General features: G+C 68.5%; 11 protein-coding genes. 8 read left to right on the top strand and 3 right to left on the bottom strand.

The window, feature by feature from the left end; all coding sequences use genetic code 11:
* Positions 1-15: 15 nt before the first annotated feature.
* The gene (locus AQZ59_RS03015; RefSeq protein WP_062613017.1) at positions 16-438 is read right to left on the bottom strand and encodes a molybdenum cofactor biosynthesis protein MoaE; all 423 of its coding nucleotides are present in this window, start codon (positions 436-438) and stop codon (positions 16-18) included.
* A gap of 87 nt (positions 439-525) precedes the next feature.
* Between AQZ59_RS03015 and moaC the strand changes: the two genes are divergently transcribed.
* Together moaC and AQZ59_RS03005 are read left to right on the top strand one after the other, a co-directional pair.
* Entirely contained in the window at positions 526-1,023 is a 498-nt protein-coding gene (moaC, locus tag AQZ59_RS03010; RefSeq protein ID WP_062613015.1) for a cyclic pyranopterin monophosphate synthase MoaC, read from the top strand.
* Positions 1,023-2,270 carry a molybdopterin molybdotransferase MoeA gene (locus AQZ59_RS03005; RefSeq protein WP_062613013.1) on the top strand — a complete coding sequence of 416 codons (1,248 nt, stop codon included), beginning with the start codon at positions 1,023-1,025 and terminating at the stop codon, positions 2,268-2,270. Before moaC ends, AQZ59_RS03005 begins: the two co-directional genes overlap by 1 nt.
* A gap of 496 nt (positions 2,271-2,766) precedes the next feature.
* Here the strand turns inward: AQZ59_RS03005 and AQZ59_RS03000 are convergent, their stop codons facing one another.
* The gene (locus tag AQZ59_RS03000; protein WP_062613012.1) at positions 2,767-3,258 is read right to left on the bottom strand and encodes a MogA/MoaB family molybdenum cofactor biosynthesis protein; all 492 of its coding nucleotides are present in this window, start codon (positions 3,256-3,258) and stop codon (positions 2,767-2,769) included.
* 84 nt (positions 3,259-3,342) lie between these two features.
* On the opposite strand from AQZ59_RS03000, the gene modA reads away from it, so the two are divergent.
* The 6 genes from modA to AQZ59_RS02970 all read left to right on the top strand — a co-directional run bounded on the left by modA (position 3,343) and on the right by AQZ59_RS02970 (position 11,107).
* On the top strand, positions 3,343-4,146 hold the full coding sequence (gene modA / locus AQZ59_RS02995; RefSeq protein WP_062613010.1) for a molybdate ABC transporter substrate-binding protein: 804 nt from the start codon (positions 3,343-3,345) through the stop codon (positions 4,144-4,146).
* A complete protein-coding gene (locus AQZ59_RS02990; RefSeq protein WP_062613009.1) occupies positions 4,146-6,071 on the top strand; it encodes an ABC transporter permease in 1,926 nt (641 codons plus the stop codon). Before modA ends, AQZ59_RS02990 begins: the two co-directional genes overlap by 1 nt.
* Positions 6,072-6,140: 69 nt before the next feature.
* Entirely contained in the window at positions 6,141-6,401 is a 261-nt protein-coding gene (locus tag AQZ59_RS02985; RefSeq protein WP_062613006.1) for a GlsB/YeaQ/YmgE family stress response membrane protein, read from the top strand.
* 529 nt (positions 6,402-6,930) lie between these two features.
* Complete coding sequence (locus AQZ59_RS02980; RefSeq protein WP_082661120.1) at positions 6,931-8,538, top strand: SLC13 family permease; 1,608 nt, start codon at positions 6,931-6,933, stop codon at positions 8,536-8,538.
* 2 nt (positions 8,539-8,540) lie between these two features.
* The gene (locus AQZ59_RS02975; protein WP_062613005.1) at positions 8,541-10,610 is read left to right on the top strand and encodes an ATP-binding protein; all 2,070 of its coding nucleotides are present in this window, start codon (positions 8,541-8,543) and stop codon (positions 10,608-10,610) included.
* A gap of 8 nt (positions 10,611-10,618) precedes the next feature.
* Entirely contained in the window at positions 10,619-11,107 is a 489-nt protein-coding gene (locus tag AQZ59_RS02970) for a response regulator (protein ID WP_062613003.1), read from the top strand.
* 14 nt (positions 11,108-11,121) lie between these two features.
* Here AQZ59_RS02970 and AQZ59_RS02965 read toward each other — a convergent pair whose 3' ends face one another.
* The gene (locus AQZ59_RS02965) at positions 11,122-11,928 is read right to left on the bottom strand and encodes a HesA/MoeB/ThiF family protein (RefSeq protein WP_201783140.1); all 807 of its coding nucleotides are present in this window, start codon (positions 11,926-11,928) and stop codon (positions 11,122-11,124) included.
* Positions 11,929-11,930: the final 2 nt, after the last annotated feature.

Here is an 11,930-nt window from a genome sequence, read left to right as displayed (position 1 = left end):
CGCCGGGGTTCCCGACTACGCCGAGCCCACCCACTCGTCGGTGCCGTCGGTGAAGAGCTGGCGCTTCCACACGGGCAGCTTGTCCTTGATCGTGTCCACCACGTCTGAGATCGCTGCGAACGAGGCGCTGCGGTGCGGGCTAGCCACCACCGCAACCATCGCGAGCTCCCCGATGGCGAGCTCGCCCACCCGGTGCACCACGGCCACCCGGCACTCCGGGTGCCGCTCGGCCACCTCGGCGGCGACGTCGGCCACCACCTCAGCCGCGCTCGGGTGGCAACTGTACTCGATGCCGGTCACCCCGCGGCCGGCGTCGTGATTGCGCACGATCCCTTCGAAGACCACGAGTGCGCCGGCGGCATCGTTGCGGATTGAGTCGGCGATGGCGGCGGTGTCAAGTGGGGTGTCTTGCACGCCGGTGAGGCCGATGCGGTCCATGTGCGTCCTCCCTATTGTTGCGACCCGCAAACACTAGCATGGTGTGGTGGTGGCGCGCCCACCGAGGCCCGCCCAGAAAGGACATTCATGAAGCTCACCCACCTCAATTCCGCCGGAGAGGCCCGCATGGTCGACGTGACGGGCAAGCAGCCGACCGTTCGCGCGGCGAGCGCGCAGGCGAAGGTCACGTGCTCGGCCGAGGTCATGGCCGCGCTCCGGGACGGCACCGTGCCCAAGGGCGACGTGCTGGCCGTGGCCCGCGTGGCCGGGATCGCGGCCGCCAAGCGCGTGCCCGACCTCCTCCCCCTTGCCCACACGATCGGCGTGCACGGCGCGCAGGTGGACCTCACGCTCGAGGTCGACCACGTGCTCATCCGCACCACCGTCCGCACCGCCGATCGCACCGGCGTGGAGATGGAGGCGCTGACCGCGACGTCGGTGGCGGCGCTCGCGGTGGTGGACATGGTCAAGGGCGTGGACCGCTCCGCCGCCATCACCGACCTGTTGATTACCGCCAAGTCCGGCGGGCGTTCGGGCACGTGGGAGCGGCCCGGCTTCGAATCCGACCGTTCCGTGGAGGCCTGATGGGCGCGCTCACGACACCCGAGGCGTACCTCGCGTCCCTCCTCTCCGTCTTCCGCCCGCAGCGGCTGGCGTCCGAGAGCGTGCGCCTGGCCGATGCGCTGGGGCGCACCCTCGCCGACGACGCCGACGCCCTGCTCTCCGTCCCGCCCTTCGACAACTCCGCGATGGACGGTTTCGCCGTGCGGGTGGGGGATTTTGCGGGCGAGGGGCCCTGGGAGTTCGCGGTGGTGTCGGAGATCGCGGCGGGGACTGTGGGCGATGAGCTGGGCCCGGCCGAACTGGGTGGGGCCGGGGCGGCAGGCGCACGTCCGCCCGCCGCCCGCATCATGACCGGCGCACCCGTGCCGCCGTGGGCCGACACCGTGGTCAAGGTCGAGGACACCGATGCCCCCGCGGGTGCCTCCGAACTCCCGGCAACCGTGCGGATCACGGCCGCCCCGCGGCCGGGCCTCAACATCCGCTGCGCCGGCGAGGACCTCACCGCCGGCTCTCCTGCCATCCCGGCGGGCACGATTCTCGGCGCCCGCTCGCTGTCCGCACTCGCCGCGATCGGCTACGGGCAGGTGGGGGTGGTGCGCAGGCCGCGCGTCGGCGTCGTCGCCACCGGATCGGAACTGGCGCGCCCGGGCGAGCCTCTCGGGCCGGGCATGATCCCCGACTCCAACTCCACGCTGCTGGCGATGCTCATACGCGAGGCGGGCGGGGAGCCCACGGAGGTCCTCACGGTGGCGGACACGGCCGAAGCCTTCGGCGCGGCACTGCCCACCGACGTGGACCTTATCGTCACCTCCGGCGGCGTGTCCATGGGCGCGTTCGACCCCGTCAAGGAATACGGCCTCGCCCACGGCTGGACCTTCGAGAAAGTGGCGATGCAGCCCGGTAAGCCGCAGGGCCACGGGCGCAGCCCGGGTGGCGTGCCCGTCATCTGCCTGCCCGGCAACCCCGTCTCCGTGGCGGTGTCCTTCGCCCTGTTCGTGCGGCCCTACCTCGCCCGCCTCCTTGGTCACGCCGAGCACCCCGCCCGGATGCTACCGGCCGGCGCTGGCTGGACCACCCCCGCCGGTCGGCGCCAGTACCTGCCCGCGCGCGTGGTTCCGGGCGACCCGGACGTTGTGGTGCCCGTGCACGAACGGGGCTCGGGCTCGCACCTGGTGGCCGCGTTGCACCACGCCGAGGTGCTGGCCGTGGTGCCGGCAGACAAAGAGGAGGTCCGGCCAGGGGACCTCCTCCAGGTCATTCAATTATAGGAACGTTGCTAACTGGTGAGTCTGAGCGGTTTCGTGCGCACAACCGGCCTTTTCAAGCCCAGATTCACCAGTTAGTTACGGCGATCAGTGGTCGGCACCGGACTTCCACCCGGCAATCCTCGCCGGACGCCGTTCGCGGGACGATTTGAGCTTCATCTTCGTATATACGAAGATACGGCCGAAATCGTCCCGCGAAGGGACCACCTCTCCGTCACACCCCAATCTGGGCGGTGACAATTGGGGCAATTGTAACTGGTGTGAATAGGGTTGGGGCAGGCAGAAAAACAAGCGCCCGCCGGCAAATTATCGGCGCCGGCAGGTTTCGCCCCAATAGGTTGGGGCCGGCCTCGGCACCAAAACCGGCCTCGACACCAGGGTGGATTGAAATATTTTGGACGATTCCGGGGCGATCTCCTCATATAAAAAGATCGCCCCGGAATCGTCCAGTATTTTTAAATCGCTCAGCCCGGCCACGGTGGCCAACATCCGCGGGCGATCAGTGGTCGGCGCCGCGCATCTGGTCCACGGCGTGGGGCAGGATCGGGATGATCACTTCCATCCCGTCCGTCACTCCGCCCACCGAACCGGGCAGGTTGACCACCAGGGTGCGGTTGCGCCCGAGCACCATGACGCCCGCGCGCGAGCGGGACAGGACTGCCGACGGCGAGCCCTTCTTGATCCCGTGGTAGCGGATCGCCTCCGGGATGCCGGGGATGTCGAAGCGCAGGAGCGGGTCCATCGCGCGGGCCGTGTAGTCCTGGGGCGAGATGCCGGTGCCGCCGGTTGTGATCACGACGTCGACCTCGTCGTACACCGCGGTCTGGACGGCTTCGGCGATGGCGCGGACATCGTCGTGAACCACGGTGGCGGTGACGACCTTGACGCCGGCCTCTTCGAGATAGCGCACGGCGGTGGGGCCGGAGATGTCCTCCCGCTTGCCGGCGGCGCTTCGATCTGAGATCGTGATAACGGCAGCTGAAATACTCATAGTCTCATTATAAATTAAGTAAACGTTCGCTCAAGAATGTTTAGGAACGTCTTGCTTAACGAAGCCTGCGACCCAAGGACACACATGTTCAAGAAGATCGCCGCGGTCGCCGCGGTTACCCTCCTCCTCGTCGCCTGCTCCCAGGGCGCCGGTAACGACGCCGGCTCCGGCCCTGGCAGCCCGGGCGGCTCGGGTGCCAGCAGCCCCGCCAGCTCCGAGCTCATCGTCTTCGCCGCAGCCTCTCTCAACACGGCGTTCCCGCAGATCGCCGAGGAGGTCTTCGGCCCGGATAACCCGGGCGTCAACGTCACGTTCTCCTTCGAGGGCTCCTCCTCGCTGGCGGAGAAGATCCTGGCCGGCGCCCCGGCGGACGTCTTTGCCTCCGCGAACGTGGGCAACATGGACAAGGTGGGCGACCTCGCCGTCTCCCCCGCCGAGTTCACCAAGAACACGCTGCGCCTCATCGTGCCCGCGGGTAACCCGGCCGGCGTCACGGACTTGGCCTCGGCCAACGCGGCGAAGTTGGTGGTGTGTGCGCCGCAGGTGCCGTGCGGGGCGGCCACCACGCAGCTTGCCGAGCACCTCGGGCTCACGCTTACGCCGGTCTCGGAGGAGCAGTCGGTGACGGACGTGCGCACGAAGGTGGAGACCGACGAGGCCGACGCGGGCCTCGTCTACGTCACCGACGCGATGCTGGTGGCGGACAAGGTGGAGATCGTCGATGTCCCCGGCATCACTGACGTCGGCACCTCCTACATGATCGCCACCCTCACCGACGCCCCGAATCCCGACGCCGCGAAGGCCTTCCTTGACGCCGTCATGTCGGAGAAGGGTCAGGCCATCCTCGCGGAGTACGGGTTCGGCACGGGCGCGGGCGAAACCAAGTAATGCGCGGCATCCCGCGGGGCTTTTGGCTGCCGGCCACGATTGCGCTAGCCATGCTTATCCTGCCGTTGGTGGGCATGGCCTCGCGGGTGCCGTGGGCGGAGCTGGGGCCGATCCTCACCTCCGCCGCGTCCACAGACGCGCTGTGGCTCTCACTGCGCACGTGCCTTCTTTCCATGGCGATTTGCCTGGTGGTGGGAACGCCGCTCGCGCTCATGTTCGCGCGCGCCGCTGAGGCGCCCCGGCGCCCGGCGTGGCTCACCCCGCTGCGCACGTTCGTCCTCGTGCCGTTGGTGATGCCGCCGGTGGTGGCCGGCCTGGCCTTGCTCACCACATTCGGCCGGCGCGGGCTGTTCGGCCCGGCGCTGAACGTGGCGGGCATCCAGATCCCGTTCACCACCACGGCCGTGATCTTGGCCCAGGTCTTCGTGTCTTTGCCCTTCCTCGTCACCACTGTGGAGAGCGCCGCGCGCGCCGCCGGCTCCGACCTCGAGCACGCCGCCGCGGGCCTGGGCGCCAGCCGGTGGGTGCAGTTCAGCCGCATCACGGTGCCGGTGCTCGGCCCGTCGATCATCTCGGGCGCGGCCCTTGCGTTCGCCCGCTCGCTCGGCGAATTCGGCGCCACCATCACCTTCGCCGGCTCACTCCAGGGCACCACACGCACGCTCCCCCTCGAGGTCTACCTCCAGCGCGAACAAGACCCCGACTCCGCCCTCGCCCTCGCCCTCCTCCTCATCCTGATCGCGTTGCTCGTCACCGCGCTCACCACCGCCATCGAGGCCCGCAGCTCTCGCCGCTTTGCCAACGACGCCGGTGCCGCGGCCCGCGCCGATGCCCCGGGTGGGGGCCGGGAGGACGGCGTCGGGAACGACACCGAGGCTGGGCGGAAGATACAGGCGCCGGTGGGCTTCGTGCTGGACGCGGACGTGCCCGAGAGGCACGTGCGCTACCGGCTGGAGGCCGAGCCGGGCGAGACGATCGCGCTCATCGGGCCGAACGGCTCGGGGAAGTCGACGGGGATCCGGCTACTGGCCGGAGATATCACGAGCCCGGGGTCGGTGGTGGAGAAACCGGCCGCCGTGGGGTTCTTGGACCAGTCGCCGGCGTTGTTCCCGCACATGTCCGTGCTCGACAACGTAGCCTTCGGGCCACGGTGCGCCGGGGTGGGCAAGGCCGAGGCGCGGGAGCGGGCGCGGGCCGAGCTGGCCGCCGTCGGGATGGCCGGGCAGACGGAGCGTAACCCGCGCGAGCTGTCGGGAGGGCAGGCACAGCGCGTGGCACTGGCCCGGTTGCTCGCCGTGGACCCGCAGCTGCTCCTGCTGGACGAGCCCTTCGCCGCGCTCGACTCCACCGCCACCGCGCAGCTGCGCGCCATCATCGCGCGGCGGGTGGCGGGCATTACCACGGTGATCGTCACGCACGACATCGTCGACGCCCTCACCCTTGCCGACCGCGTGGCCGTGCTCGAGGGAGGGCAGCTCGTGGCGCTCGCGCCGATGCAGGAGGCGCTCAGCCGGCCGGCCACGGCGTTCGTGGCGAGCTTCGCGGGCGTCAACATGCAGTTCGGGCAGATGGGCGGCGATGGCCTGCGATCCGGGGCCGTGACCTTCCAGGGCGTGGCCGACGGGCTGACCGACGGCGACGCCGGTGCCGCCGTCTTCGACCCCACCTCCGTCTCGCTTCGCACCCAGCGAACTCCCGGTTCGCCGCGCAACGTGTTCGAGGGCCGGGTGCAATCGATGAGCACCGGGGCCGTGGGGGTGAACGTGATGCTGGATATCGGCTCTGCGACGCCGATCCACGCAACCATCACCGCGGCCGCAGCCGCCGAGCTCGGGCTGGAGGAGGGGGCTGCCGTGTATGCCGAAGTGAAGGCGATGCAGGTGCGACTCATCTCCATTTCGCACGGTGCAAATGTGAATAAGTAGCTACCGGGGCGTAAGATGAGTGTGTGCGTTGCCCGATCCGGGCGGCGCTGACCTGAAAGGAGTCCACCCATGGTCAACATCATCGGAACGATTATCTTCGGAGCTGTGATCGGCTTCCTCGCCCGCTTCATCCGAAAGGACGCCCCGATCTCCGTGCTGGCAACTGTCGGCCTCGGTGTGGCCGGCGTGGTGGTCGGTAACCTGATCCTCCAGCTCTTCAGCTACCCAACCGACACGCCCGGCATTGATTGGATCCGCTGGATCGTGGCCACCGTGCTCGCGATTTTCTTCATCGGCATCTACCTGGGCCGCGCGGGTAAGAAGAACTAAGCGGCGCTGAACGGGGGCGGCGGGCGAAGGCCCGCCGCCCCCTTCGCGCATCTGCAACGTTAGTTCCCAAGATGCAACACCAAAATGCGGCTTTTTGCCGTTGCACATCGCGAATTAGCGTTGCACCTGCGGAGGTGAGGGGCCGGGCCGAACCAGAATGGCCAGGCCAGACAGGCCGAACCGGGCAGGGCCGCAAACCGGCCGAAAACATAAATGAGGCGGGCCGCCATCCACGCTAGGCGGCCCGCCTCGGGCAGACGCTCTGACCTTCAGGGAGAAGACTGCACAAATTCCTTCTCCAGCCAGTGCGTCAGGTTTCATCACACACACGAAAGGGAAGACCTTGAAGGAGATCTCCTTGCGATGTCTCTAGTATGGCAATCGATACTTAGATATCCATTGATGATTTCTGGGAGTTTTCTGGGAAATCTTTACCTCCCGCCGCAACCCAAACAGGCGCCCGAGAACCCGCGGTTTTCCGAGCCATTAGACCCATGACTGTGGCGTACGGAACATTAAGATGGCTTTCATGAACGACGCCCCACGCGCCGCGTCCAACGACGGACCCGCCCCCACCACCACGCCCGCAACCGGCCAGCCCTCGGCTGCCCGCCCAGCCCCCGGCCAAGCCCAACCCACGGCCACCCCGGCTGGCGCATCCAAGCCCCGCGCTAAGCGCCCGGCCCGCCGCCCACGCAAGGCACCGGCCGCCCAGCGCTGCACGCCGCTTGGCGCGAAGGAGAAGATCGGCCTGATTCTGGGCGCGATCGCCTTCGCGTTCCCATTCGTGGTGGATATCCCGAACCTGGAGCCCCTGGGCGAGCGCATGCTGGCGATCTTCCTGCTGGCCATTATTTTCTGGATCACGGAGCCGATTCCGCTCACGGCCACGGCGGTGCTCGTCATCTTGCTGGAGGTGCTGTTCGTGGCCAAGGGCGGCGTCTTCACCCCGAGCCTCTACCCCTCCAGCCCCGACGCCGCCACCATCGCCGACCAACTCCTGCCCTCCTCGGCCTACTTCGCCGCGCTCGCCAACCCGGTCATCATCCTGTTCCTGGGCGGCTTCATGATCGCCCACGGCGCCGAAAAGTACGGCCTGGACCGCAACCTCGCCTCGGTCATGCTGCGCCCCTTCCCCGATAGCGCCCGGGCCACCACCGCGGGCCTCATGCTCATCACCGCGATCCTGTCGATGTTCATGTCGAACACGGCTACCACGGCCACGATGTTCGCCGTCGTCGCCCCCATCCTCAAGGGCCTGCCGAAGGGCAAGGCGCGCGCCGGCGTCGCGCTGTCCATCCCGCTCGCGGCAAACGTGGGCGGCATCGGCACGCCCGTCGGCACCCCACCCAACGCGATCGCTATCGGCGCGCTGGCCGAGCGTGGCATCACCGTCTCCTTCGTGGACTGGATGATCATGGCCGTGCCGTTCATGGCGATCATCCTGCTGTTCTCCTGGCTGTTCCTCTCCTTCGTGTTCCTCCCGAAGGACGCCCGCATCCACGTGGAGATGACCTCGAACTGGGACCGCACCTCGAACGCCCGCATCTTCTACGCAATCGCCGCAATCACCATCCTGCTGTGGATGAGCGAGCCGCTCCACGGCGTCTCATCCAACACGGTGGGCTTCTTCCCGGTCGTAGCCCTGCTGTGCCTCAAGGTCATGGGCGGCGCGGACATCAAGGCGCTCGACTGGTCGGTGCTGTGGCTGGTCTCGGGCGGCATCGCGCTCGGCACGGGCGTCGGTGCCACGGGCCTGGACGCCTGGCTGGTCGGCTCGGTGCCGTGGGAATCCCTGGGCGGAGTGTGGATCGTCGCGATCCTCGGCCTCATCGGGTTCGGTATGGCGAACGTCATCTCTCACTCCGCGGCCGCGAACCTCCTCGTCCCGCTGGCCGTGTCGCTGGCCGTCTCCCTCGACGGCGTGGACACCATCACGGTCAGCGTGGTCGTGGCGATCGCCTGCTCGCTGGGCATGTCGATGCCGATCTCCACCCCGCCCAACGCGATCGCGTACTCCACGGGCGAGATCAAGATCTCCCAGATGGCGCTGCTCGGCATGGTGGTGGGCACGGCCGCCACCGCCGTCCTCATCTTCGCCCTGCCTACCGTCTGGTCTGCCATGGGGTTGCTGTAACGATGGGGTTCCCGACGACGTCCGACTCGGTCGCGTTCAACCGCGCACCATTCCATACCCCCGCGCTCGACACGGCGAACTTCGGCGTCCAGCCGTCGATCCCGATTGTGGACGCGCGCCCGCTCGACGTCGTCATGCTCGGCACCGACCCCGCCACCGCGGCAGTCCCCGAGTGGCTCGCGGAGGGGTTGCGCGGGGAGTGCCGGGTCCACCTCATGGCCGACCTGACCGAGCTCATCGAGCGGGAGCCGGAGCTGGACGAGCTCGCCGTCGTGACCCTGACCGTGGACAAGCACGGGCTCGGCCCCGGTCACCTCCTGTTCGACTTCATCGCCGCCCCCGGACATGAGGACGTGCGCGTGGCGCTACTCGCCACTGAGCGCGAGATCAGCGGCCTGTCCGCCCTCGCCGACTCCAACCGCCTCGACCTCCTCGCTTACCTCCCCGACATCCCCCACCTGCCCTTCACTCGCGACATCCGCACCCAGCTGCGCCGCTACCGCAAGAACACTCGCGTCAAGGCCGGCGGGCGCCGCGAGCGCGCCACGGTGGACGAGCGCTTCGCCCTCCACCTCGACGCCTCCGACCTGGAGATCGTCCACCGGATCGTCGAACTCGCCGACGAGCTACTCGGCTACCAGCCGCGCGTCCACCACCCGCCCAACACGCGCCTGACCACCGAGGGCGAACGGGTGGAGGAGATCACGCTGGCGCTGTCGGGGCAGGTCGCGCTCGAGATGCGTTCCGACGTCGGCGACGTCACCATGCACCGCTCCACCACCGGCCGCCTCATCGGCATGCTGGCCCTGACCTCCGGCCGCAACGCGTTCTTTACCTCGCGCACGACCACCAACGTGGTGGCCGTCCAGCTCACCTTCGAGCAGATGAACTACATTTGGAGCCACAATTCGGAGATCCCCTCCCTGGTGGCGGCGCTGTTCGTGCGCTCGTTTGACCGGCGCCTGCGCCGCTCGGAAGATATTCAGATCGAGCAGGTGGAGCTCACTGCCGAACTCGAGCGGGAGCGCGCCAACCTTGCCCAGGCTCTGCGCAACCTCGAGGCGGCCCGCGCCGAGCTCATGAGCCAGGCGCGTTTCGCGTCGCTCGGCGAGCTCGCGGCCGGAGTGGCCCACGAGCTCAACAACCCGATGGCCGCCATCGAACGCATCGGCGACCACCTCTACGACGACGTCCACGCCCTCACCTCCACCGCGAAGGACCAAAAGTGGGCGCGGCGCGTGCTGGCGGCGATGGACGCGGCTCACGGGGCGGCGTCGTTAACAACGCGCGAGGAGCGAAAGATTCGGCGCGAACTGGAAGCGGTGACGGGTGACCGGGCCGCGGCCCAGCGCCTCGTGCTCGCCGGAATCCACGACCCAGGCTTCGCCAAGGAAGTCCTGCGCTCGCGCGGCATCGACCTGGAGACCGTGGAGCTGGCGGCGTCGATCGGCACGGGCCTGCGCAACATTTCCACGGCCACACACCGGGTCACCGAGCTGGTGGCCTCGCTGCGCTCCTACGCGCGCCCCGACGGCGACCCCATCACGAACGTGGACGTGCACGTGGGTCTCGACGACACCCTCCGACTCGTCTCCCATCGCCTCCTCAACGTCGAAGTGGAACGCGACTTCCACACCATCCCCCACATCACCGGCAACCCCGGCCAACTCTCCCAAGTGTGGACCAACCTCATCACCAACGCCGCCGAAGCCATGGCCGACCAGCCGGGCGCCCGCATCCGCATCACCACCGGCGTGGAGGGCGGCAACGTCACCGTGGCGATCGCCGACAACGGGCCCGGCATCGCACCCGACATCCAGAAGAACATGTTCGAACCGCGCTTCACCACCAAGGGCGGGCAGGTGCGGTTCGGGATGGGGATTGGACTGTCGGTGGTGCGGTCAATGGTCACGCGGCACGGCGGCCACATCCGCGTGGACACCGGGCCGAGCGGCACCACCTTCACCGTGTCGCTGCCAATCGCCGGGCCCCCGACGGAGGCTGAGGGCGCTGGTGCGGGCCGGGCGGACGGCGTCACAACAAGCCAAATAGCAGAGCAGAGAGCCGAGTAGGAGGAACCATGAAACTTGCAATTCTCATCGTGGAGGACGAGCCGGAGGTGCGCGCCTCCATCGAGCGCGACCTCATCGACTTCGCTGACGTGGCTCGTATCGAGCCCGCCGAGGACGTCGAGGACGCCTGGGAGGTGGTGGACGACATCGACGAAGACGGCGACGCGCTCGCCCTCGTCCTGTGCGACCACCGCATGCCCGGCACCACCGGCGTGGAATTCCTGGTGCAAATGATGGACGACGATCGGACCGTGGACACTCGCAAGGTGCTCGTGACCGGGCAGGCCGACCTGTCCGACACGATCCGCGCCGTCAACGACGCCGACCTCGACCACTACATCGCCAAGCCCTGGCAACCCGAGGAGTTACGCGAGACCGTGCGGCAGATGCTCACCGATTATGTGGAGGTCAGCGGGATTAATCCGCTGCCGCACCTGGCCGTACTTGACCCGGAGCGTGCGATGGAGCTGGCGCGGGACTTCTCGATCGCCGACTAGCCGGTGCCGGGCGGTCAGCGGGGGCCGAAGGGGATCTCCTGCGTGCGGCCGGCGAGCACGTCGATGAAGAGGACGCGCCCAACCAGCGGGTGGCCAGCCCCGGTGATGAGCTTGATGGCCTCGGCGGCCATGACCGCGCCCGTCTGGCCGGGCGCCGCGCCCATGAGCCCCACCTCGGCGGTGGTGGGCAGGGAGCCGGCGGGAGGTTCAACGGGGAAGAGGTCGCGCAGACAGAGCCCGTCAGGACCGGGGAATCCGGCGGCCACGGCCCGCGGCCCAGTCCAGAACACCGACACTTGGGCCTGCCAGCCCAGCAGCGCACCCCACACCACGGGGATGCCGGCACGCGCGGCAGCATCGGAGATGAGGAACCGGGTGGGCAGGTTGTCGGTGCCGTCCAGCACGAGGTCCCAGCCGGCCAGCACCCCATCGACGTTATCCTCCGTCAGCCTCACGGGGAAGGTCTCCACAGCAAGGCCCGGGTTGAGCTCCTTGAGCCGACGCGCCGCCGAAGCCACTTTGAGCTCCCCGACCGCGGCGGTCGAATGGATAACCTGGCGTTGAAGATTGGTGAGGTCCACGCGGTCGGCGTCCACGACGCCGACCGCGCCCACTCCCGCCGCCGCCAGATAGAGCAGCGCTGGCGATCCGAGGCCTCCGGCCCCGATCATCAGCACCCGCGCCCCTAGCAACCTCCGCTGTCCAAGCTCGCCGATCTCCGCCCGCGCGATGTGGCGCGCGTAGCGTTCCCGCTGGTCGAGGGTCAGTTCGGGGCCTGGCTCCACGAGCGGGGCGATCATCCCAGCCGAACTGCTCTTCACGC

Origin of the sequence: Trueperella bernardiae (assembly GCF_001469025.1) — a bacterium.
Taxonomy (GTDB): Bacteria; Actinomycetota; Actinomycetes; order Actinomycetales; family Actinomycetaceae; genus Trueperella; species Trueperella bernardiae.
Note: the sequence above shows the minus strand (reverse complement) of the source record. Positions and strands in the feature narration are given on the sequence as shown.